At 64.2% G+C, this 23,345-nt stretch carries 15 protein-coding genes and 1 pseudogene; 9 read left to right on the forward strand and 7 right to left on the reverse strand.

Annotation, left to right across the window (positions count from 1 at the left end; all coding sequences use genetic code 11):
- Nucleotides 1–88 precede the first annotated feature (88 nt).
- The 5 genes from IEZ27_RS52455 (at nt 89) to IEZ27_RS52475 (ending at nt 5,891) form a co-directional block, all read left to right on the forward strand.
- Nucleotides 89–406, forward strand: a complete 318-nt coding sequence (locus IEZ27_RS52455; protein ID WP_189654157.1) for a hypothetical protein — start codon at nt 89–91, stop codon at nt 404–406.
- Nucleotides 396–3,893 carry a DEAD/DEAH box helicase gene (locus tag IEZ27_RS52460; RefSeq protein WP_189654158.1) on the forward strand — a complete coding sequence of 1,166 codons (3,498 nt, stop codon included), beginning with the start codon at nt 396–398 and terminating at the stop codon, nt 3,891–3,893. Before IEZ27_RS52455 ends, IEZ27_RS52460 begins: the two co-directional genes overlap by 11 nt.
- Nucleotides 3,894–3,901: 8 nt before the next feature.
- The gene (locus tag IEZ27_RS52465; RefSeq protein WP_189654159.1) at nt 3,902–4,090 is read left to right on the forward strand and encodes a hypothetical protein; all 189 of its coding nucleotides are present in this window, start codon (nt 3,902–3,904) and stop codon (nt 4,088–4,090) included.
- A gap of 802 nt (nt 4,091–4,892) precedes the next feature.
- Entirely contained in the window at nt 4,893–5,222 is a 330-nt protein-coding gene (locus IEZ27_RS52470) for a hypothetical protein (RefSeq protein ID WP_189654160.1), read from the forward strand.
- A gap of 39 nt (nt 5,223–5,261) precedes the next feature.
- Complete coding sequence (locus IEZ27_RS52475; protein ID WP_229825230.1) at nt 5,262–5,891, forward strand: hypothetical protein; 630 nt, start codon at nt 5,262–5,264, stop codon at nt 5,889–5,891.
- An 808-nt stretch (nt 5,892–6,699) separates the two neighbouring features.
- On the opposite strand, the gene IEZ27_RS52480 is transcribed toward IEZ27_RS52475, so the two are convergent.
- Nucleotides 6,700–7,800 (reverse strand): integrase core domain-containing protein, encoded by a 1,101-nt coding sequence (locus tag IEZ27_RS52480; protein ID WP_189654162.1) that lies wholly within the window; start codon nt 7,798–7,800, stop codon nt 6,700–6,702.
- A gap of 378 nt (nt 7,801–8,178) precedes the next feature.
- Nucleotides 8,179–9,384 carry a hypothetical protein gene (locus IEZ27_RS52485; RefSeq protein ID WP_229825232.1) on the reverse strand — a complete coding sequence of 402 codons (1,206 nt, stop codon included), beginning with the start codon at nt 9,382–9,384 and terminating at the stop codon, nt 8,179–8,181.
- Nucleotides 9,385–9,444: 60 nt separating this feature from the next.
- On the opposite strand from IEZ27_RS52485, the gene IEZ27_RS55830 reads away from it, so the two are divergent.
- Nucleotides 9,445–10,380 carry a hypothetical protein gene (locus tag IEZ27_RS55830; protein ID WP_229825234.1) on the forward strand — a complete coding sequence of 312 codons (936 nt, stop codon included), beginning with the start codon at nt 9,445–9,447 and terminating at the stop codon, nt 10,378–10,380.
- A 763-nt stretch (nt 10,381–11,143) separates the two neighbouring features.
- On the forward strand, nt 11,144–15,427 hold the full coding sequence (locus IEZ27_RS52495; RefSeq protein ID WP_189654164.1) for a caspase, EACC1-associated type: 4,284 nt from the start codon (nt 11,144–11,146) through the stop codon (nt 15,425–15,427).
- 208 nt (nt 15,428–15,635) lie between these two features.
- On the opposite strand, the gene IEZ27_RS52500 is transcribed toward IEZ27_RS52495, so the two are convergent.
- The 3 genes from IEZ27_RS52500 to IEZ27_RS54755 all read right to left on the reverse strand — a co-directional run bounded on the left by IEZ27_RS52500 (nt 15,636) and on the right by IEZ27_RS54755 (nt 17,330).
- Entirely contained in the window at nt 15,636–16,073 is a 438-nt protein-coding gene (locus IEZ27_RS52500; RefSeq protein WP_189654165.1) for an effector-associated constant component EACC1, read from the reverse strand.
- 177 nt (nt 16,074–16,250) lie between these two features.
- Nucleotides 16,251–16,700, reverse strand: coding sequence for an integrase core domain-containing protein (locus IEZ27_RS54750; protein WP_229825237.1), 450 nt, complete (start codon nt 16,698–16,700; stop codon nt 16,251–16,253).
- A 6-nt stretch (nt 16,701–16,706) separates the two neighbouring features.
- Entirely contained in the window at nt 16,707–17,330 is a 624-nt protein-coding gene (locus IEZ27_RS54755) for a helix-turn-helix domain-containing protein (protein ID WP_229825239.1), read from the reverse strand.
- Between the two features lie 221 nt (nt 17,331–17,551).
- Between IEZ27_RS54755 and IEZ27_RS52510 the strand changes: the two genes are divergently transcribed.
- The gene (locus tag IEZ27_RS52510) at nt 17,552–18,169 is read left to right on the forward strand and encodes a hypothetical protein (RefSeq protein ID WP_189654166.1); all 618 of its coding nucleotides are present in this window, start codon (nt 17,552–17,554) and stop codon (nt 18,167–18,169) included.
- Between the two features lie 142 nt (nt 18,170–18,311).
- Here IEZ27_RS52510 and IEZ27_RS54760 read toward each other — a convergent pair whose 3' ends face one another.
- Entirely contained in the window at nt 18,312–18,644 is a 333-nt protein-coding gene (locus IEZ27_RS54760) for an integrase core domain-containing protein (RefSeq protein ID WP_229825242.1), read from the reverse strand.
- 1,050 nt (nt 18,645–19,694) lie between these two features.
- On the opposite strand from IEZ27_RS54760, the gene IEZ27_RS52520 reads away from it, so the two are divergent.
- A complete protein-coding gene (locus IEZ27_RS52520) occupies nt 19,695–23,246 on the forward strand; it encodes a serine/threonine-protein kinase (protein WP_189654167.1) in 3,552 nt (1,183 codons plus the stop codon).
- A 15-nt stretch (nt 23,247–23,261) separates the two neighbouring features.
- On the opposite strand, the pseudogene IEZ27_RS54765 reads toward IEZ27_RS52520, so the two are convergent.
- Nucleotides 23,262–23,345, reverse strand: a pseudogene (locus IEZ27_RS54765) (IS5/IS1182 family transposase); the annotation flags it as partial.

Raw genomic sequence — 23,345 nt, forward strand, 5'->3', positions numbered from 1 at the left:
GTGGCATGGCAACCCGCTACGACAAGCTCGCCGTACGCTACGAAGCCGTCGTCATCATCGCCGCGATCAACCAGTGGCTCAAAGCCTTATGAAACACGGCCTAGCACGCAACGATGAGTTGCCCTCGCCGCACTCGCTCACCCAGTTCGCCGAACGGCTCCTGTCCACGGTCGACAGTGACGTCGGCGAGGCCGTGCTTGACATGCAGCTCTTGGAAGGTGTCCGCCCCGACAGCGTTGGTCACCTGATGTTCCTCTTCACGAGCAGCGACCCGAGTAGACACGTGATAGCAGATCTTCAGGCGTACTCGGGCGCTGTGCCACAGCTGACGATCACGCTTCGAGTTCAAGGCCACAAAGAGTTCATTGAAAACGCTTACGAAGGGGTGACCGTCGGTGCCTCGTGAGGCGCGGGATCTGGCAGAAAATCTTGCGACAGCCACCGACGCTGGCTTTCGCGGGCGCCTGCTGGCCCGTGGACAGGCCCAATCCATGATTCGGCGCGAGGGCGTTCTTCCTAGGGACGCACCCACGTTCGGTCCCTTTCTGGACGCGGACCTGCTCAACTATGGGTACGCGTTGTTGGCCACAAGCCTTGAGCTGTTGGAGGCCGCGGACGACGACACGACCGAGCAGATCTCCCTCGCACAGCAGGGGTTCATCCAGAGCTCCTACGCCCTTGAGGCTGCCACCCGGAACGCGACGCCTGAAGCAGACCTGGTCTTTCATGGACTTGTCGCCGGCGCGGCCAGCCATCTCGGCGGCTACGCCGCGCGGGCGTTCTCGCTGATCCAAGCGAGCCGACAGTCGGGGCGGTTGACGCCGATGGAGCAGACGCTGGCGGACCTGGTATTGCGCGACTTGAGTTCGATCGAGGAGCGAACCCAGTCGCTGCGCTCCTCTCCCCAACTCTCCGATGACGCTCTGTTGACGAGCCTCACTGCAGTGGGCAGCAGCACGGAGGAAGACGCACCGCCGGACCAGGTCGGCCCCATCGTCCTTCTCCTCAGCGAGAACTATCTCTCGGCCGTCTCAGCTGCCTTGTTCGCGATCGAGATCGGCAGCCGAGACCTGCTCGAGACAGCCCTCGAAGAGCTGCGGCTTGGCGAGCAGGCGTCATCGGACGTGAGCGCCCCCGGCCCATGGTGGGTGTACCGGCTCACTCGACATCTGCTCGGAGGCCTGTTCGACACCAGCCTTGAGACGAACATCCCAAAAGAACCACCGCCAGAAGCTGCTGACAACGTCGAACGGTGGCGCTATCTCCGGCGCACTTTCGTTGAGTCGCTCCTGGCGCGGGAACGTTCAGAGATAGACCTGTGGCCCTCCCAACTCCACGTCGTCGGCAGGATCTTCCAGGACGTACATGATCTCGTTGTCGCGCTTCCGACCAGCGCTGGCAAGACCCGTATCGCTGAACTATCGATCTTGGCGTGTCTTGCACAGGGACGACGCACGGTGTACGTCACCCCGCTGCGAGCCTTGTCCGCCCAGACTGAGCAGGTCCTCGCGCGGACCTTTTCGCCGCTGGGCATCCGCGTCTCGTCCCTTTACGGCAGCATGGGGACGAGCCACGTCGACGAGGACACCCTGCGCTCCAGCGCAATCGTCGTGGCGACCCCCGAGAAGCTGGATTTCGCGCTTCGATCCGACCCGTCTGTGCTCGATGACGTCGGCCTCGTCGTCTTGGACGAGGGGCACATGATCGGAGCCACCGAGCGCGAGGTCCGCTACGAAGCCCAGATCCAGCGGCTCCTGCGTCGTCCAGACGCTTCGACGCGCCGCATCCTGTGTCTTTCGGCCGTGTTTCCGTCCGGGAGCGAGCTCGACGACTTCGTCGCATGGATCACTGATGATAACCCAGACGGCCTGCACCGCGAGGAGTGGCGTCCGACGCAGCAGCGCTTCGGCCTTGTTGAGTGGCGTAAAGACCATGCGCGCCTGACCGTAACTCTCGGGCCCGACCAACCCTTCATCCCACGCTACTTCGAGGCGAAGAAGCCGAGCGGCCGGCGCAGGAAGATGTTCCCGGCGAACCAACGTGAACACGTTATCGCCACCGCGTGGCGTCTGGTCGAAGACGGCCAGACCGTTCTTGTCTTCTGCCCCCAGCGGAATTTCGTGGAGCCGTACGCCCGCGCGATCATCGATCTCCACCGCAGAGACCTTGTTTCCTCCGTCCTGCCCGCGGATGTCGACCTTCACGACGCGCTCACCGTGGGCGCCGAGTGGTTCGGTGCCGACCATCCGATATTGGGATGTCTTCGGCTAGGCGTGGCCATCCACCACGGAGCGCTCCCCGGTCCCTTCCGCCGCGAGATCGAGCGACTTTTGCAGCGGGGCAGCTTGAAGGTCACTGTTGCCTCACCGACTCTCGCCCAGGGACTGAACCTGTCCGCGTCAGCGGTGCTCTTCCACGGCCTTCGCCGCAGCAGGGACGTCCTCAAGGGTTCTGAGTTCGCGAATGTGATCGGGCGTGCGGGTCGCGCGTTCGTTGACACTGAAGGGCTTGTTCTCTATCCGATCTTCGAGCCGACTCAAAGACATCGGCGAGAGTGGCTCGCACTCACACAGGGAGATGGCGGCAAGGCTCTGCGATCTGGACTCATCGAGATCGGCGTTGCACTCCTGAAAAGGATGTACGCATCGCAGAGGCTCACTTCGGTGGAGCCCCTTCTCGACTACCTCACCGGTGGGCCCGACTGGTCCCTGCCTATCGTGTCCCAGGAGCCTGATGAGGCGCGGGTCGCCGCTGCCCAGAGTTGGCAGTCGAACCTCGCGTTGCTCGACATCGGCATCCTGAGCGTCGTCGGAGACAGTGGCTTGGACAACGTTGCCGACGCCGCGACGCAGATCGTCACTGATGCCCTGCGCGATTCTCTGTGGGAACGGCAACTTCGCCGCTACGACGACACGTTAGCCGCTGCCGTACGCGGACTGGTGTACAGCCGGACCAGCCACTTGTGGCAAACGTCCACACCCTCCCAACGCCGCGGCTGGTTCTTGGCTGGGCTAGGTGCCAACGCCGGGTCCGAGCTCGCCCAAGTATCTGGAAGTATCATCGCCTTGGCGGGCCAAGCCGAAGCCGCCATCGCCGACGCGGACCATGAGACGGCTGCCGACTTGCTCGTGGCGATCGCCGACACTTTGTTCGCGATGGAAGTCTTCGCTCCCGAGACAGTGCTCGACAATTGGCGCGGGGTATTGAGGCACTGGGTTCACGGTTTGGCCCTCGGCGACCTTTCCGGCGACCGCGTCGCGATGGCGCAGTTCATCGAGGCCGACGTCATCTACCGGCTGGTCTGGGGAATGGAAGCTGCCAGGGTCTACGAAACTGCCCAGGGTAACCTCGAGGCCGACGCCTTGTTGGGGACGGCAGTAACCGCAATCGAAACGGGAACCTTCAATCGGGCAGCTTCGATCCTTATACGCTCTGGCTTCGACCATCGCCTCGCGGCCATATCGGCAGTCAAGAGCACCGGCGCCACATTCGACTCGGCTGCCGAGATGCGCCAATGGATCGACGACCTCGACCCCGCGCAGGCCCTCAGCGAAAACTGGCCTACACCCGAGTCGCGGTCAGCTTGGGAGACATTCGTGAACCCCTCGCGGGCACAGCGCTCGCTTCAATGGAGCCGCAGGACGGAGGACTTGCAGGCGGTCACCTGGTACGGGACGGTACCTGAGCCTGGTACCTGGCTGCGCGTGACTGACACTGGACCAGACAAGATCGAGATCTGGTCCAGCGGCTACGACCTGCTTGGAGAAGCCGCCATTCTCCTCAATCGTGAGCGCCAGGGCGTGTTGCGTGCTCGACGACTTCGCACTGGCACTGGGGTCCGCCTGCTTTATCGCGGTCCGGGCGACTTGCTCCCGAAGGCGCCAAAGGCATAGTTGTTGGCATGATCGGACCTCTGAGGTTCGACCGCGCGGTAGAGCCGGCATCGATAGCTGCGGAGCGGGGCGAGGGTGCGGTGATGATCGTTATCGAGGCGTTCAGAGCCAACGCAGACGACGAAGCGGGTGCACTGCCCGTCGGTTCATACGGACATCCCGGGGACGGCGGGCAGATGGTGATCGACCGAGGCTGATCGGCCCCCAGGTGACGCTCAGTTCCTTCGACCCCTTCGGGGGCAGCTTCAGCCGTCGTTGACATCCATACGGCAGCGGGCTTCCGTTCGGTAGCCGGCCTCCGCATGGATGTGATGATGGCCGCACCGGCGATGCACGCGCACTCATGGGCCACCGGGCTTGGAGCAGCGTGGCCAAGCAGTCGGGCACAACCAAGGCCTCCAGAAGACCGGGGAGGTTAAGCTGGCTCAGGCGCACGATCGAGGGCAGGTACCGCGCTTTGACCGATCCCTGAACGCGTCACCACCACCTACCCGGCCCTCCTGCCTGACGAAACGGCCTGCACGATGGGCCTGGAGACCGTCTCACCGGCTCCTGCCGACGTCCGTAAGCCCGCCCGCACTATCTATGGCAACTAACTTGGACCTTGGACGGTGGACCTGGCGGCGCAGCACGGTGACCTCGTGCCGCAGGACGAGGATCTCCATGTTCTTGGATGCGTCGCTACGGGCCAGCAGTGTCAGCTAACCCACGATGCGGCAGAAGATCATGTGGAAGAGACGGAGCGTCGCGAGCCTCGAGCATGCCTGACCCAGCCACTGCTACGCCCAGGAAGCCGAGACAAACCCGCAGCTCACGACCGTGATTGGAGTATTGACACCCTTCAGGTTGAGTTGGTCTGCCGACTCGATCTCCTCAGGGGGCTGTGCGCCCCATTCAGTCGTTGCGTTCCGGGTATGCATGATAACTCTTCGTGACATCATGAGCTGCGTGCTCGCAGGAAGGGGAACGATGTCACGGTGGGCGAGGGTAGTGCCGGGAATGCTGGTGGGCGGGCTGTTGGTGACGGGGCCGGTGTGGGCGTCCGCGCGCCCGTGGACCGACGGGTATGGGCGGCTTGGGACCGTTGAGATCAGTGCCGACCGAAAGCGCGTGATGCTGTGTGATGCGCTCGACGACGAGGACAAGGTGGCCGTGGAGTACAAGACCACGATCGGCCGGACCATCCTGCTGCAGGCAGGGCCCAAGTCGGGGTGTGTCGAGGACTCGGTGTTCTTCGGTTCCATCAAGCGGGCCCAGTTCTGCCACGGCCCGGACGTCGATCCCGATGGCGGCACATGGCGCTGGTGCAACCCGGCGCGCAACATCTAGGAACTCCCAGGACGACCGCGAATGACTGAAGGAGCGGGTGTGCTGACCGGGGTTGCTTCCCGTGGGTTACCGCAGCAGGCGCGTCAACGCAGGCCGGCCCTCGCCGCCCTCGCGGTGCTGCTCGTGCTTGGTGGCGCCCTGGCCACGACCCTCCTGGTGATGCGCGCCGACGAACGCATCTCCGTCATCCGTGTCACCAAGAAGATCGGTGCCGGCCAGCGCTTCGACCACGGAGCGCTGCAGGAGGCACGCATCGCCGATGGGGGAGTCACCTACTGGTCGTGGGCCCAGCGCGACCAGGTGGCCGCCACCGTCGCCACCGTCACCGTGCTGCCCGGCACACTGCTCACCCAGCCGATGGCCGCGGCGAACGGGACCGGAGCGATCAGCGGGAAATCCGTCAGGATGGGGCTGGCGCTCAAGCCAGGCCAAGCGCCCTACGACCTGCAGCGCGGTGAACGGGTCCAGCTCATCCACGTCCCCGCGCGCAGGCCCGACTCCGAACCGCCCACGCTTCTCGCGGAGGAGGCTGTGGTGGAGAGCGTGAGCTACACGTCCGGATCGGCCAGTCAGGCAACGGTCGTCGTGGACAGTGCCGTTGCGCCTGTGGTTGCGGCCCACGCCCTCAACGGGGAGATCTCCATCGCTGTCGTGCGCACACAACCTTGACATCGCGCTGAACGCGCAGCATCAATCCAAGAATTGATGGCATGCCATGTTGCGCAGACGAAAATCTCGTTCATGGGAGGGGAACAAGTCGTCGCACTTCATTCCGATCAATGATGGGATTCCAGCGTGCTCAGAGCCGCCGGATGAGGCTGGGCGGGGACGGCTCGGCGCTCGTTTTGCTCGATGACCCGACTGTGGCGCATGACGGTCAATCGCGGGCCCGTCCGGCGTTTGCGGGTGGACGGGCGGGAGGCGGTCATGCAGCACATCGACGTGTGCGTGATTCCGGGGTGCGATGACGGCCTTGGCGTTGCCGGTGATGCCATCTCGTTTTCCGGTCGTTTCGTTTGGAGTACCGGTGGTGCCCCTGGATGAGGTGACCGACTTCCTCTTGTGTCGGGGAGAAGTGACGATCCCCGTGTTATTGGCGCCTTGCGGAATCTCCGTGGCTGCATGAGGTGAGGAGGCCTGCTGGCTCCCTGATGTGGCTGTCCCGGCTCCGCTGACGGCCATGGCGATGGCTGCCGCGGTAGTGGCCCCGCCTGCGAGCAACAGAGCCATGGCGCGCATCCGCCCGCGTCGTCGCTCACTCATTCCGGGCATAACCTGCTCCCGATTCTCCTGATCGCTAAGGTGTCGCAGCCTAATTGTGGGACGGTGTCCGTCGGACAGGCTTTGATCTTCCCTGAAAGATTCGTGGCACTGAGATTTGAGGAGGCGGCCTGCATCTACGTGCCATCCGCGCGACGCAGCAGCTTGTCGCTTGGCCCATGAAGATTGCGCCTGCCGATAATTCCATCCGTGCTGGTCAAGCGGCATGTGAGTATTCGTGGAGGACACCGCCGAGCCGGGCTCTTCTACATATGTTCAGGTCGGTGATTCGCTTGGGGGCCGTAATCGGGTCCGGGGCGGGACGCAGCGGGGCGGATTGGTTCAGGGCTTGATGGGCCCGGTGCTGGTTGTAAAACCGTTCGTACTCCCGCAAGGCGTGCCGCAGGTGGCGTTCGTTCCAGATCAGGCAGCGGTCGAGAAGCTCGTGCCGGCACGACCGCACCCACCGCTCCATGATCGAGTTCATCCGCGGCATCCGGATACCGGTGAGCACCGTCTTGATGCCGGCCTCGGCGAGAATCGCATCCATGAGGGCCGGGAACTTCCCATCCCTGTCTCTGATCAGAAACCGCGCCCTGCAGCCCGCATCGTCCAGATCCATCACCAGATTCTTGATCGCCTGGGTGACCCAGCTTGCGCTCGGGTGCGCGGTGGTGCCGAGCACACGGACCCGCCTGGTGGCGTGCTCGATCACCACCAGGATGTACTGGCGCTGCCCGTTCAAGGTGATGGTCTCGATGAAATCGGCGGCCAGCAGAGCGTCGGCTTGCGAGCGCAGGAAGCCGGCCCATGTGGTGGAGGCTCGTTCGGGTGCCGGATCGAGACCGGCCTGTTTGAGGATTTCCCACACGGTGGACGGCGCGACCTTGATACCGAGTGTGGTGAGCTCGCCGTGCACCCGCCGGTAGCCCCAGCCGGGGTTCTCCCGGACCAGGCGCAGGACGAGAGCGCGGATGGACTGGACGGTGGGTGGACGGCCAGGCCGCTTCGGTCGGCAGGCACGGGCATGACGACGTTTCATCAGATCGCGGTGCCAGCGCAGGACGGTGTCTGGGCGGATGAGCAGCCGCAGCCGGCACAGGACCTCCCGGGGCAGCGAGGTCAGGAGAGCGGCGAGAAGGGCTCGGTCCTCGGGCGCGAATCGCACTCTGGTGTCAGCGCCGAGTTGGCGTTCGAGGACAGAAATCTGGTGACGTAGAACGAGAATCTCCACGTCCTTGTCTCGATCGCTCATGGGCAGTAACCGCAGCGCGGCGAAGGCGTTCGTGACAGTTAGGTAGGCCAAGCGAAGCAGCACAGCGGATCATCCTGCCGTACGCGTTCCCGTCTCCCGAGGGACCGGAGCTCGCGTACCCCACACAGAACCCTCGCAGAGTCATGACCTGGGCGGATGTAGTTATCGGCAGGCGCAGGGTTCCTCCTTGGAAGCGCGCGGCCGACCCAGCCGGAAGAGGCTCTCGTAAAGGGAATGCGCGGGGCGTACCGGCGGGAGACCCGCGGCGGTCGCCTTGGCGTCAGCTGCCACTGGGATCCGGGGGCCGGACAGATCGAGGTCGCCGAAGTAGCGGATTTCGGCAACCTGGTGGTGCTTGGCGATGGCTAGAACTGAGGCACGGAAGGAGGCTCCGAGACCCCATGCAACGTAACCAAGACGATTTTGTGTGTGTTGAAGAATTCAAAGGCCGTTGAGACGTCTCGCCGCGGTACTGGACAGATGCCTCCTACAGCGTGCAAGCCGGTCGCGCTGTTCCCGATATTCATCGGCTGGCAGGCCATCGAGGAAGCGCCTCAGAACCTCGTACAGTGCCTTGGCCTCTCGGCGTCTGCCTTGGCTTTCGGCCCGTTTGATCATCTCGAAGAGGATGGATGCCTGATTCCTGTGGACTTCCTCTGCGGCCTTCGCTCTCTTCGCTGCGCGAGCTTGGCTGACACTAGTTCGTCGCTTCTTGGCCGACTCCGGAGCCACCTTCGGTCCGCGAACCTCCGTGTCCATGTCCAACTGTTTTCGGGCCTGTATCTGCTGCCGCTGGGTGAGCTGGGGGATTAGCCTCTCTATCTCCGCTCGTAGTCTGGCTGATGTCCGATCGTCGGAGGAGATCCGGGCCTGCTTGAGTTTCACGAGCATGGCCATCACCTTGTTCCAATCCGGAAGCTTGGGGAGTCGCTCCTCGACAGCCTCAGTTTCGGACTCGTCGAGGAACAGGGGTGATAAGGCCTGAGCGTGGATCGTCCAAGTGAGGTCGTTACTGTCCGGACGGCTTTCGGCGATGCTGAGCGCTGGACCTACCACCTGATATGGACGTCCAACGCTCAAGCCGCGCACCACGTCGGGAAGCTTCACCTGAACGACCTCGGTAGGAAGTTCGGCGACCGGACAGGTGATGTCGGCCTCGATTGTCTGGCCATCCGCTGCTCGGGGCAAAACCGTCAGAAGGTTCACGCTCAGGGGGAAACCTGTGATCCGTGCTACCGTTCGCGGCTGTTCCTTGACGGCGGGAGGTGGCGACTGCTCGACTGGTTCCTTGCTGCGGGGAGCGCGGCGACGGAGCATCTCGGCAAGCGGCGGTGTCCACAGGTGCCCCTTATCGTCGATCTTGCAGTCGGTGAGATCGACCCAGACCGGAATCTTGCCACCTTCCTTCAGCCCGACCTGGACAGTGCGGTGAAGCCCGTCGTTCCGGCACGTTACGGTGAATGCATAGCCTGTTCGTTTGATCATTTGCCTGGCGAGAGTGACGTGCGGGCCGAACAGCCACTCGACTCTCTTCCGCCGTCGGCGAAGTTCATCGTCGCGCCTTGGCCAGTAGCGCTGCGGATCTCTTCGGAGGTCGTCGCGGAGGGCGACAGCGATCAGTAGGCCTCCGGTGGTCTCGATCGTCATGCCGGTACAGGTTCCGCCCTGGCGGGGCACCGTTCCCTCCAGCGTCACTGCCTTCACCTGATGACCGTGCTGCCTGAGCCATCCCGCGAGCGCACGCCGGATGTAGAGGTGATCCGCACTCGCCTCGTCATTGCTGGAGCGTCTGCAGGTGACGGGCCCGTCGGAACCTTCAGGATGATGAGCGAAGTGTGGTACACGCGTGGACCCGATCCGGGTGTAGAGCTCTCTTCCGCAGCCGCCGAGCCACTCGCCGCAGAAGAATCGGTGTGTGTTGTATTTCGAACGGAGAAGAATTGCGTCAGCCCGTTCGAGGGGCATGAGGATGGGTTGGTGAGAATCGGGCGAGTCGAGAACCGCGGTCTGCACCTTGCGCTTGTCCGTCATCAACACCAGCCCGGAGAAGGACCGCCAGTGCGAAAAGGGTACAAGATCGAGGCTCTGGCCAACAGATCGAGACGCTCCTATTTCAGGATCGACGCGCTCCGTCTCGACATCTCGCACATATCGCGCTTGGGATGGCCTCTTCCTGCGGTGTTCGGTGATGACCGCTATTCTCCATACGGAGGCGATGCCATGTCTTTGTACGGTCGCGACGACAGCACCTGGGAGCAGCTCACGGAAGCCGGGCTGAAGTTTCTGATCGAACGTGCACGGCTGCGAAAGATAACGACGTACACGGAGCTGAACGCCGTACTTGAGCGTCGAACGGGGCTTCCTGGGTTCGACTTCGCCAGGCAAGATGAGCGAGCGGCCATGGGGCACCTGCTCGGGCGCATCGTGGAGCAGAACCGTCCAGTGAGTGGCCTGATGATCTCGGCGTTGGTGACTTACCTGGATGGAACCGATGCAGGTGGTGGCTTCTACGCCCTTGCTGCCGATCTCGGACTTCTCTCGCGCAAGCCGTCGGCGCGGCAGAAGGAGGAGTTCTGGGTGGGCCAGGTCAACAAGCTGTACGACCATTATTCGCCCACGGCGGGTTCCTCCGGCTCTGCCTGAACAGCATGCCCCGCATGACTGCGACGTAGCTTGTCCTGGCAGGCATTGCTGATGGCGATGACAGCCTGATCGAAGCCTGTGCACCTGGCTTGGATCACGTCGTGGAGGACCGGTATGTCCACGACCCGCTGCTCGTTGAGCTGCGCGTGACTCGCTCACGGAGATGCGGCGCATCTCCCTGTTGCCGGTCGGTGCCCTCGAAGGGAGCCGAGGGCGGCAGTGTGTACGTGGCCGTCAACGCGGCGACCACTCCAGGCCGTCCCTCGGCTCCCGCCGAGTCACCAAGCACATACCAATGCCTGGCGACAGCAATGGTGCACTAGTGACCACACCCGCGGACGCAACCCACACACGAGCCGATCGTGGCCGTGGAGTAGAAGTCCGGAGAGTTCCGCTGGTCGCGGCCGACAGGTTCAGTTAACGTTCCACAACAGATGCTCGTAATCACGCTCCGGGGTATGTGGGCATGAATTCGGAGCGGAGCTCGTCCAGGGGAGGTCATGTGCTGGCCCTCACGGACGCCGGCCGTGCAGGAAGTATTCCACTGACCGAGCGGCCACGGCTGTCGAACGGAGCCGCGCCGCCGCGAGCGCTGGCGCAGATGTTGGCTGGCCGTGACCTTCGTGGCGGGTACAGGCCACCGCAACCATGGCTTTGGGCGAGGGGTTCGCGGGAACTGGTCGGCTGGGACGTCGAGTGAGCGAGAGCACCGATGTGGGCAGATGATGCCGCCCCCCTGATGCTGTCCGCCCCAGGGGCTCGCGTGCTGCTGGTCGGTACGGGCAGGCACCTCCCAGGATCGATGTTGACAGCGGTGCCTGCGGTAGAGCAGACCCTTCTCGATCTGGGCCGTTGCCTGATCGACCGTGCGGGGCTCGAATCAGGAAGCCTGACCGTGCTCCTCGATCCGGATGATCCACGCCTGTTCGGCGATGCACTGGTCAAGGCAGCCGACGAAGCCGACGATGTGCTTCTGCTGTATTACGTGGGTCATGGCCTGCTCAACGTGGATGGAGAGTTACATCTAGCCACTCGGGCAACGATGGACTTGACTCGTGGCATCGCCGCGCATCAGGCCCTACCGTACTCAACGATCGCAGAGGTCTTGGCTGCGTGCCGTGCGCCGCTGCTGGTGACCATGCTGGACTGCTGCTTCGCCGGAAGGGCCACCGGTGTGCCACGTACCGGAGTGGACAGCGTGTTCGCCGCCAACATCGGGGGAAGCTATGTTTTAGCCGCTGCGGGGGTGGACGAGGCAGCTTGGGCGCCCGACGGAGCCCGCCATACCGCCTTCTCCGGAGCGCTGGTCGACTTGCTGGTGAACGGAGATCCAGCGGCTGGTCCGCGGCTGACCCTGGATGAGGTGTACAGATCACTGTGCCGGACCATGACCGCGCAAAACCGTCCCGCTCCACGTCGTCACGCCCACGATCGAGGCGACCGGCAACCGCTGGTGCTCAACTCCGCCTACGCGGCCGACGCCCGCGGGGTGTCCGCCGAGATCGTCCCCTATCGAGGCCTGGCGCCCTATGGCATGCAGGATGCGGATCTCTTCTTCGGTCGAAGTGATCTCGTCGCCACTCTGATCGATCGTGTGGCGGCGCAGCCGCCACGGACCGGGCCACTGCTGCTGACAGGCCCTTCTGGGGTGGGAAAGTCCTCCCTGCTGCGGGCCGGGCTGGTTCCCGCCTTGCACCGCACCCCTCAGGCCGGAGCCGTGGTGTTCACCCCGACCGCCGATCCCTTTCGCGTGCTGGCGGAGCAGTTCGCCGAGCTAGCCGGATGCAGCCTGGCCGAGCTTGCACAACGGCTGTACGACGATCCTCGACATCTGGCCGAACTGCTCGCCGAAGCTGTACCGCAGCGCCGTGTGGTCATCATCGACCAGTTTGAAGAGATCTTCACGCTGTGCAGTGTGCAAACCCGTCGCGCCTTCCTGGCCGCCGTGCATGCGGCATGTTCGGCCGCTGTGGTGGTGCTGGCCGTACGGGCCGACTTCCTCGGCCAGTGCATGCAGCAAGAGGCGCTCAAGGACGCGGTTAGCCAGATGATCCCCATCTTCGCGCTGCCACCTGAGCGATTACGGCAGGTCATCGAGCGGCCCGCGCACCTGGCCGGACTCGCCGTGGAAGCGTCCCTGACTGACCTGCTGATCGAAGACACGACTGCGGCCGGCATGGACAACGCCCTCCCCCTGCTCTCGCACGCACTGTTGCGAACCTGGAAGGCCGGCCGTGGATCGGCCATCACCGTAACCGACTACCTGTCCACCGGACGAGTGAGTGGGGCCCTGCAAGAAACGGCCGACGCCATCATCAAGGGCCTCGACCTGGACGGCAGACAGATCGCTCGCCGATTGCTGACACGGCTGGTGCGGATCGGTGCCGGTGCGGGACAGGACGTCATCGACACGGCCCAGCCGATTCCGCTGGACGAACTGCGTCCTGCCCCCGGCACGCCGGAGCGGGAGGCATTCCAGCAGGTGCTGGACCGGTTCATCGCCGCCCGACTGATCACAGTAGACGCGCACACGGCGCGCATCGCTCACGAGGCGCTCATTCACTCCTGGCCGCGTCTGCGCGAATGGCTTGCCACCGACAGGGCCGCCTTGTTCCGCCGCCAGCAGCTCGACCAGCACGCTCGCGAATGGGCTGCGCACGGACACGACTCATCGTTCCTGTACGGTGGCACGCGCCTTGACGCCCTTGTCGACGATCAGGCGAGATGGGAAGAGGACCTCAGACGCTTCGGCTCCTTGCCGGAGTTGTCGGCGAACTTCCGGCACGCCAGCCTCAAGGCCCGCGAGCGAGCGTCGCGGGCTCGTCGGCGACAACGCACGACGGTCATCCTCTCACTGGTGGTCGCCCTGATCGCGGCCACGGCAGTCGCAATCACCGCGGTCACAACGGCACGAGACAACGACGAGCAGCGGCTGATCAGCCTTTCTCAGAAGGTCGCCTCGGACAGTGTCAGGCTGGCCGACCTAGACGGCAACCTGTCGCGGTCCCTGGCTGCGACGGCCTATGGCCTGTCTCCCACGACCGCGGCCCGGCACGCCCTGGCACGCGCATGGAACGACACGCGACGGGCTCTCTTCGTCGGTGAGAACCCCCCTACCTTGACAGCCGTGTCCGGGCGGATCGGTGGCCAGGACGTCATAGTGACCGGACACGACAACGGCACCATCACAATTTGGGACGCCCTGCACGCCGTTCGCCTGCGCACCATGCGCTCCAGCGGCGCGGTGAACAGCCTGGCCTGGGCCGACCTCCCAGCACCTACAATCATCTCCGGCCATCAATCTGGGCACATGGTGCTGTGGGACGCGCAGACCGGGCAACTCCTGCAGGACATCGAGACGCCTGCCGAACTGAATTCCCTCTGCGTCTCCAGCGTGTCGGGAGCGCCCGTACTCGTCTCCGCTCATACCAACGGACGCGTGTACCTGTGGACGCGAGAGACAGCCACAATCTTGCGCACGGTACGAACCGGTGGGATCGACGCGCAAGTTGGCTGCGGACAGGTCGACGGCTCGCCGATGATTGCCATCGGTGTCGTCATCCCGGACAAGCACCGCGGTACCGGCAGACTCGACATCAGGGAGGCGGCTACCGGCCGCCTGGTCCATAGCGCACCGACCGGTCGGGTGAGCCGCCTGGCCTGGGCCGAACTGCTGGGCCGCCCCGTGCTGCTGGAGGAATCACGAATTGGCGGGAACATCGTCACTCACACCGCGGCGATATGGGACGCACGAAGATGGACGATCCTGCACGAGCAGTCCCAGAGATGGGGAACCGTCTCACCCGCTCTGGGCGAGCTCGACGGACGACCCGTCCTCGCCTACGGCGCCCAAGGCGGGGTCCAGGTCTGGGATCCGGCCACCGATCAGGTCGTACGAGAGTACAAAGGCGAGAGCAATCCGACGGAGCCGGACACCCCCGTGGTGGTGATGTGGCTCGATGGCGGCAAGTCCCTCGCGGCCGTCTACAGACGCGGCGTGATCGCCGTGTGGAATCCGCGGATCAAGCCATGGCGAATGCTTGAGAGCCACCCTCCGTCTTCGTTGGCCACAGGATTGATCGGCGGACGGTCGGTACTGGCCGTTCAGGCTTGGAAGGAACCAATAGAGGTGTGGGATCTCGCCTCTGGAAAACGTCTACGCACGGTCGATCTTCATAGCGATGTGTACGGCATGGAGTGGGGAGAACTCGGCGGCCAACCGGCCATCGCCAGCTGGCTGGATGATGACAAGGTCATTATTTGGAGTCCGGCATCCGGGGCAAGGATGAATACTTTCAAGGTGGGGGCAAAACAGCGGACAATGGCATGGGCACAGGGGCAGCTCGTGACGGGAGGCAGTGACGGCAGCCTCAGAATATGGGAGCCCGGAACAGGTCGGCTCATCAGCGAGAAGAAGGGCAATGCCGCGATCAGCTCGCTGGCTGTCGGACACCTGGACGGCACGACAATCATCGCCGCCGGCTACGATAACGGCGATATCATCTTGTGGAGTCCGGCCGCCGATATCCCCCTACGTACGATGACCGTATCGGGTTCGGTTGACAGCCTTGCATGGCAGGACCTGGGGACCGAACCAGTCCTCGCTGTCGGGCAGTTCACCGAAGGGCGCAACAACGTCCAGCTCTGGTCATCGCGCACCGGCACTCCTCTGAGTAGCCTGCCGATCCCCGAGGGGCTGAGGGCGGTTTCCTGGTCGGTTGACGGCGGCAGGCCTGTCCTTGTCACCGCGAAGGACAACAACATCTTGACCACCTGGGATCCGATCGCCCTCGTTCCACTGAATTCACAGACCATTCCCTATGCAGCAGGCGGCATGTTGCTGCCCGTTATCATCGACGGCAGGCCCATGATTGTCTCTGCGGATCTTGAGGTGCTGAACGATACCCCGGTCCAGGTTTGGGACATGGCCCTCCCCGCCGGCCTGCTGCCGAAGGTGTGTCAACTGATCACGCGGCCCCTGAGCAGGCAGGAATGGCGTATTTACGTGGGAACAAGTGAGCCGTACCGCGACGCTTGCCATACCTGACACGCCGGGACCGTGTGGATCGTTCAGGACCGGTGTACGCCGCGTGTCGAGCCCCGCATGCGCAACCAGCACGGTGCTCAGGTCGCGCGCGCCGGCGGTGGCTGCCGGCACACCTGCGATCATCGCGTCCAGGAGGTGCCGGCCCGAGTCGACCAGCAGCGCATGCGCCCTCGTTCCGGTCAGTAGCCCCGATGTTTCAGTGAGCGGCTCAACCCTCCGGTGCGTCCGTCGGTGACTGGCTGCGTAAGGCGTCCTGGACCTCCGACATGATGGCGCGGGTCTGCTCATTGCTGAGAGTTCTGACCCGGTTGGCGGTGACCGTCACCTCTGTCCCATCCGATCTCTTCACCGTGAGTTTGACGTCGCTCGTGCGATAGCGCAGCCACGCGATCACTACTCCCGCCACGGTGGCGACCAGTTCGGGGGAGCCGGTGACAAACTCCACTGCTTCGGCGACGGGCCCGAGTGTGCCCGGCGGCGGTGCGCTCTCCAGCAGGCGCACGCTGCTCCGCAGGTCAGGGTCTCGACGCAGGTACGTATACAGCCCTCGCACTTGAGCAGCGGGCTCAACCAGCACCAGGGTCAGGCCCGTGCTCTTGTCCTCGGCATTCGCCTTCGAGCCATCCGACACGACATCATTAGGCACCCACGTACTCGACCGATGCAAGAGATACGCGGCAACCTGTCCACGTACCACTCGAAAATGGGCACTCGCATCAGGGACGGTGTTCACCTTCCTCAACCGGCGGTTGGGGGTTGGTCTCGGCGCCTTCGTCTCGGCAGTGTGCCGCTCGAATATTAAGTTTCGTGGTTTGAGCTGCGGCTACGCGGCGTGGTGGTATTCGTTGATCGTGCCTATGACGACGGGTTTTCGGCGGACGGACTGTAGGTCGGTCAGGTCGCGGGCGGGCTGCATTGAGATGTCCGGGGGGCGTTGATACCGGGACTGGTGCGGCCGGTGCCCGTTGTAGTGGATCAGATACTCCTGGAGCACGAGAGTCAGATGGCGTTCGTTGAGGATCAGGATGCGGTCCAGGAGTTCGCGGCGCAGGGTGCCGATGACGCGCTCGCAGATGGCGTTCATCCTCGGCGTCTGCGGCAGCGTGGTGATGATTCGCAGCCCTTCACCCTTGAAGACCTCTTGGAAGGCGGAGGTGAAGAGCGGGTCCCGATCGTGGATCACGAATTTCAGCCCGGCAATGCGGTCACCCAAGTCCATGACCAGGTTGCGAGCCTGCTGCACCGTCCATGCTCCGGTTGGGTGCGCGGTCACTCCGGCCTAGTGCAGCCTCCGGGTACCGTGCTCGATGAAGATCAGCACGTACAGCCGTTTGAGTAGCAGCGTCTCGACTGCCAGGAAGTCGCACGCGATGATTGCGTGGGCTTGGGCGGTCAGGAACTGCCGCCAGGTCGGCCCGGCCTGGAAGGGCGCCGGATCGATACCGGCGGCGTGGAGGATCTCCCACACCGTGGAGGCCGCGATTGGGTAACCCAAGCGCGCCAACTCACCCTGTATTCTTCTATGCCCCCATGTCGGGTTCTCCCGCGCCATCCGCACGATCAGCGCCTTGACCGGCCGGCGGGTACAGGGTCGCCCCGGGCGCCGCCTGTCGGGGAAGGTCCACTTGCGCGCGACCAGGTTGCGGTGCCAGCGCGAGATCGTCGCTGGGGTGAGCGGGAAAACTTCCGCCCATCGGCGGCGGGGGACCAATCGTGACAACGCCGCGAGCCAGAGCCGGTCGGTGTGATCCCATCGCAGGCGACTACCGAGTTGACGGCGGAGTACCTGGTTCTCGTGACGGAGCACCAGCAGCTCAGCGTCCTTGGACAGGTCAGAGCGGACCAGCACTGCCAGCAGGCCGAACAGGCACCCTACCAACCGGTAGACAAGCGTTAACAACACCTTGCGATGGTTGCAGCCACGACCCTGGTCGCGAAGCAAAACCCCAGCTCACGCCACGAAACCATGTTTTCGAGCGGCACAGGATGAAATAGATTCACTGATCATGGATGTTGCTGGTATCTCCGAATACTGTCAACAGCCTCGTCGAACCCATTCGGTGACTCGAGAGATTGTTGTCAGTTCAAGGGAACCCTGGCGCCAGGACACTCGTCTATCTCAACATGACACAGGTATTGCGCTGGCTCCGGCATGCATGGGATTTTGCCGGGCCGGTCGGACGCCGTGCCCTTCTTTTGTCCTGGCTTGCTTGGATCACCATGATGGCACTCGGAATCTGGGGTGACGTCGAACGTTTTTGGGATGGACGCTCATTTCTCACAAATGTCTACAGCTCAATCACCACTGCTACCTTCGGCGTCCCCGTCGCGCTTCTGATTTTGAACCGGATAATTCGATCAGTCGAGGAGCAACAAGAGGCAGCCAGACCTGTATATACCATTCTTGACAAGATTGATGATGTCATTGACCGCATCGAAGCGGAGGCAAATGTCGGAGAAGCCCTCCTTGCTAATTCGCAAGGCGACCCACTATTCAGTGAAAACATACATCGCTACCTCGTACAGACTCTCCCTCTCTTTGACCTGCTTTGCAAGGAAGCCGATGCTCTCGATCATATCCGAGATAAACTCGGCCATCGTATCCGAGCGATCGCGAGCGTTAATGGCTCGCTTCCACTCCCTGAAAATCTGCGGCGCGATATCGCAATACTCCGCGAAGAAGCCCGCCGCATCCGTCGTTCACTTGGCCAACCACCCGAACAAAGATCGGCCCGCCTTTAATTCCGAAGGACACCCTGCACTGCCCGTATACCGTCGTCCCACCCACGGGGCGGCTGGTCTGCTAGGGATTGCTCTGAGACGGCGGCAGGCGGGCAGGCTTCCACGGCAACCCTGCGCCTGCCGATAATTCCATCCGTGCTGGTCAAGCGGCATGTGAGTACTCGTGGAGGACGCCGGCGAGCCGGTCTCGTCGGCGTATGTTCAGATTGATGATTCGTTCGGGGTCGGTGATCGGGTCCGGGGCGGGACGCAGTGGAGCCGTTTGGTTCAGGGCTTGATGTGCTCGGTGCCGGTTGTAGAAGCGTTCGTACTCGCGCTGGGCGTGCCGAAGGTGGCGTTCGTTCCAGATGAGGCAGCGGTCGAGAAGCTCGTGGTGGCAGGATTGCACCCACCGTTCCATGATGGAGTTCATCCGCGGCATCCGAATGCCGGTGAGTACCGTCGTGATGCTGGCCTCGGCGAGTACCTTGTCCATGATGGCCGGGAGCTTCCCATTCCGGTCTCGGAGCAGCAAGCGCGCCCGGCAGCCTGCATCATCCAGGTCCATCACCAGGTTCTTGATCGCCTGGGTGACCCAGTTTGTGCTCGGGTGAGCGGTGGTGCCGAGACGCGGACGCGTCTGGTGGCGTGCTCGATGGCCGCCAGGACGTACTGGCGTTGTCCGCTGAGAGTGATGGTCTCGATGAAGTCGCAGGCCAGTAGGGCGTCGGCTTGCGAGCGCAGGAAGTCGGCCCACGTGGTGGTTGCTCGTTCGGGTGCCGGGCGAGGTCTGCCTGTTGGAGGATCTCCCAGACGGTGGACGGTGGGACCTTGATGCCGAGTGTGGTGAGCTCTCCGTGGATCCGCCGGTAGCCCCAGCTCGGGTTCTCCCGGACCAGGCGCAGGATGAGGGCGCGGAAGGAGCGGACTGTGGGCGCCCGGGGTGCTTGGGCCGGCAGATGCGGGCGTGACGATGTCTCATCAGGTCGCGGTGCCGACGCAGGACGGTGTCCGGCCGGACGAGGAGCCGCAGGCCGTGCAGAAGCTCGCGCGGCAGTGAGGTCGGGAGAGCGGCGAGAAGGGCCCGGTCCTCGGGCGCGAATCGCACTCTCGTGTCAGCGCCGAGTTGGCGTTCAAGGACGGCGATTTGGTGACGCAGAACGAGAATTTCCATGTCCTTGTCCCGATCACTCATGGGCAGCAGTCGCAGCGCGGCGAAGGCGTTCGTGATGGTCAGGTAGGCCAGGCGAAGCAGCACAGCGGATCATCCTGCCGTACACGCTTTCGTCTCCCCGGTGACCGGAGCTCACGTAGGTTGAGGCGAAGCCTCGCAGAGCAATGACCTGGGCGGATGTAGTTATCGGCAGGCGCACAGCGCCAAGATTTCCCCGCAATGGGCGAAATGGGACATTTAATACCGCGATGGCGCCGAGGCCTGGCTCCCATCCCTGTATGCAGGGTTTTGAAAGAGCACGTAGAGGAGTAGAACCATTCTCGTCCTCGCTGAATCTAAAGGATCAACAATCGTGCGGAGGCGAGGTGCGCGGTGCTGGGTGCTCTGGAAGTGGGCGATCCGCAACGGATCGCGGGATATTGGCTGGCCGGGCGGCTGGGTGCGGGCGGCCAGGGGATCGTCTTCGAAGCCTATGACGCCCACGGGGTGCGCGTGGCGCTCAAGCTGCTGCACGGTCGAGCCGATCGGGTGGCCAAGGAAGTCGCTGCGGCCCGGCAGGTGGCCTCGTTCTGCACCGCCAAGATCTTGGCCGCCGACTTGGCGGGAGAGCGGCCTCACATCGTGAGTGAGTACGTGGACGGGCCCAGTCTGCGCCGGGCGGTGACTGAATCGGGGCCCGTGACCGGCGACGGGTTGCACCGCCTGGCGACGGCGATCGCCACGGCGCTGGCCGCCATTCACCAGGCCGGAGTGATCCACCGCGACCTCAAGCCCGACAACGTGCTGCTCGGTGCCGATGGTCCCAGGGTCATCGACTTCGGTATCGCCCGTACCGAGGAGATGTCACTCACCTCGACAGGAGCGCTGGTCGGCACGCCGACCTACATGGCTCCGGAGGTTCTGAACGGTGAACGCGCAGGCCGAGCCGCTGACGTGTTCGCCTGGGGCGCGGTCATGGTGTTCGCGGCCACTGGGCGCGACCCCTTCCGGGCCGATAACGTCGGCGCCGTCCTGCATCGAGTCTTGTCCAGCGAGCCCGACCTGTCGGCACTGCCCTCATCGGTGCGCCCGCTGGTGGCCGCGGCTCTGTCCAAAGTCCCCTCCGATCGGCCCACCGCCAAAGGACTGCTGCTGGCGCTCATCGGCGCGCAGGAGGAACTGCTGGCTGCCGGGAGCCGGATCGCCACAGCCTTGCCGGGGCCCACCGCACGCGAACCCGGTCTGGGCGAACGAGCCGAGGAGACGTATCTGGGGTTATCCACTGATGCGCAGGAACTCGTCCCCGGACTGCTGCTGCGCCTGGTCAGCGTCGAGGAGGACACCGAAGAGGTGCTGCGCCGCGCTGATCGAGCCGAACTGCTGCAGCAAGACCACGCAGAGGCTGTGCTCGCCGGTTTCGCCACCGCGGGCCTGCTGGTCCAGGAGGACAGCGGCGTCCGGCTGGCGCACCCAGGCTTGTTGACGGCCTGGCCCCGCCTGCGGGAATGGCTGGACGCCGAGCGCCTCGGGCTGCCCATCCACCGGAGGTTGTCAGCAACGGCCTTTCAGTGGGAGGCGAGCGGACGGCGTGTCGGGGACCTGTATCACGGGACCCCATTGGAGGGGGCCCTGCAGTGGGCGGCCACAGGTCGGCGTCACCTGACGCTCAATGCCACCGAACGCGCATTCCTGGACGCGAGCGCCGCGGCCACCCTCCGCCAGACCCGTCGCCGCCGGCTCCTCACCGGTGTCTTGGCGGTGTTGCTGGCCATCGCCGTCGGCGCCTCGCTCCTGGCCGATCAGCAGCGCCGTACCGCCATCGCGCGTGGCGATGAGCTGGCCGCCAGCCAGCAACGCGTCATCGCCCAGCGGAACACCGCGGCGGCCAAATCCGTCGCGGCTCGCGCGCCCACACTGCGCGCCACTGACCCCCAGCTAGCCATGCTGCTGAGCGTCGCCGCCTGGCGCATCGCACCCAGCGCCGAAACCCGCAGCGCGTTGCACCAGGCACTGGCTCAGCCGGAACTGGACACCTTCACCGATCCTGAGATCGCAGGCGACATCGTGTACGGGCTGGGACGTCACGGGCAGACCCTCGCCGCCGCGGGACGAGGACGAGCCCGCGTGTTTGACGTGGCGACCAAGAAGGTCATCATGACGATCCAGGACATCGGGCCCAAGGTTTACGCGACCGCGCTGAGCCCCGATGGAATGACGCTTGCCGTACAGACCGACAAGCACGTGCAACTGTGGGACACCCGGTCGGGCAGACGAGTCGGTGCCGGCCTCGGGCCACCCGGGAACGGCGTCTTATGGGGGCGACTGGAGTTCGACACGACCGGACGGCGCCTGTACACCTCCGGCGGATACGACTCTTCGCAGAGCGGCTGGTGGGATCTGCGCACCCGAAAGCTGCTCCGAGCGCCGGACGGGGAGAACCTGATGGCCGTCAGTCCCGACGGGCGGTTCGGCGCGAGCGCGAAGAACCAGGTGTGGAACCTGGTGACCAGGCAGCGGGTGCCCCTGCCCGATGATGCGAAGCGCAGCGGATATGCGTTCTCGCCTGACAGCAAGCTCCTGGCCGTGTCCGGTGACCCGGCGCGAACCACGACAACGACCCTGTACAACCTGGCGGCGGCGAGCGAGCGGTGTGCGCTGCAGGTGGGTTTGGCCCACATGGTGTTCAGCGACGACGCCACGCTCATGATCGGCCAGGCCGCCGACGGCGGGATCCTGGTCCATGTCCCCACCTGCCGGATCTTGTGGCGAGGCGGCCCGCTGGCCGAGCGGTTCGGTGCGGACGGCACGACGCTGCACGGCTTCGCGGCCCCGCAGGTCTGGTACGCCGACTACGAAGGTGATTACCAAGGCCGTCGCGATGGCAGCGTGTGGACCAGGGATATCTTCCCCGGTGTCGCGGTGTCGCGTCTAGGTGCCGTCGAGAACGGTCCTCGCGCGGTGCTGAGCGCGGACGCGAGCCGAGCAGCCGTGAGATCTGCCCAGAACATGGTGCAAGTGTGGAATGTGCCCGAACGGGAGAAGATCGGCAAACCGATCGTCGTTGCCGAGCCTTCCCTGGGGACCTGCTGCGCCATCGCCCTCAGCCCCGACGGGAAGTTTCTGGCTGCGGCGGGTGTCCAGGTCGGCGTGTGGGAGGTCGCCACCGGCCGGCGCCTGCGCCGGTTCGCCGTGAAGAACACCAATATCGAAGCCGTGAGCTTGTTGGCGTTCAGCGGTGACGGATCCTTTCTTGCGGTACGCGGGCTTGTGCCCGGTGACAGTCCGATCGAGACAAAGCCTCCCGTGGAGTTGTGGGACTGGCGAAGCGGTAAGGGCCGGATCATCAACGGGATGTCGGCGCTGGACATGGTAACGTTTCGCCCCGATGGCAGAGTCCTGGCCGGGTCCGGCTGGCGTGATGTCCTGCTCGCCGACGTGGCCACGGCGACCAGAGTGGACAGGAAACTCGGCTCGGGAGCCGTCCCGGACGGGTATCTGGCCTTCAGCCCGCGCGGGGATCTTGCGGCTATTGGTGACCCGCAAGGCAGGATGCGGTTGTGGGACGGCGACTTGACCGCTCCGGTAGGACAGCACTTTGTGCCGGTCACCCCAAGTAGCCCGATCACGAATCTGGAGTTCGCTCCAGATGGTCAGACGGTCGCGTCGATTTCCCGGGACGGCAGCGTCCATCTGTGGGATGTGGCCTCCAGAACCGAGCTGGGCCGCGTCATGGGTGCCCGGCCGGGTGTGGAAAGCCCTGCGTTGGCTTTTGACGGAAACAGCTCTGTCCTCTACGTCGTAGACGAAAGTGGAGAATTCCGGTCGGTCGCTGTGGACCCGGCACGCATCACCGCGGACCTGTGCTCGCGCGCCGGTCGGCGACTGACCGAACAGGAATGGGCCCAATACTTCGACGATGTCCCCTACCGGGAGATCTGCCCCTAGGAGCTGTTTCTTAGATCAGGTCCGGAGCCAGATAGCCAGGGCGGCCAGGGTGACGGTGCCGAGGAAGATGTAGGCGCGTTTGTCATAGCGCGTGGCCAC

This window comes from Nonomuraea spiralis (assembly GCF_014648435.1).
GTDB classification, from domain to species: Bacteria; Actinomycetota; Actinomycetes; order Streptosporangiales; family Streptosporangiaceae; genus Nonomuraea; species Nonomuraea spiralis.

Coding starts and splice junctions, on each gene's coding strand:
- IEZ27_RS52455 (WP_189654157.1), top strand. CDS start 89: ATGAAACACGGCCTAGCACGCAACGATGAGTTGCCCTCGCCGCACTCG.
- IEZ27_RS52465 (WP_189654159.1), top strand. CDS start 3,902: ATGATCGGACCTCTGAGGTTCGACCGCGCGGTAGAGCCGGCATCGATA.
- IEZ27_RS52470 (WP_189654160.1), top strand. CDS start 4,893: ATGCTGGTGGGCGGGCTGTTGGTGACGGGGCCGGTGTGGGCGTCCGCG.
- IEZ27_RS52485 (WP_229825232.1), bottom strand. CDS start 9,384: ATGACGATCGAGACCACCGGAGGCCTACTGATCGCTGTCGCCCTCCGC.
- IEZ27_RS55830 (WP_229825234.1), top strand. CDS start 9,445: ATGACCGTGCTGCCTGAGCCATCCCGCGAGCGCACGCCGGATGTAGAG.
- IEZ27_RS52510 (WP_189654166.1), top strand. CDS start 17,552: ATGACACAGGTATTGCGCTGGCTCCGGCATGCATGGGATTTTGCCGGG.
- IEZ27_RS54760 (WP_229825242.1), bottom strand. CDS start 18,644: ATGGACAAGGTACTCGCCGAGGCCAGCATCACGACGGTACTCACCGGC.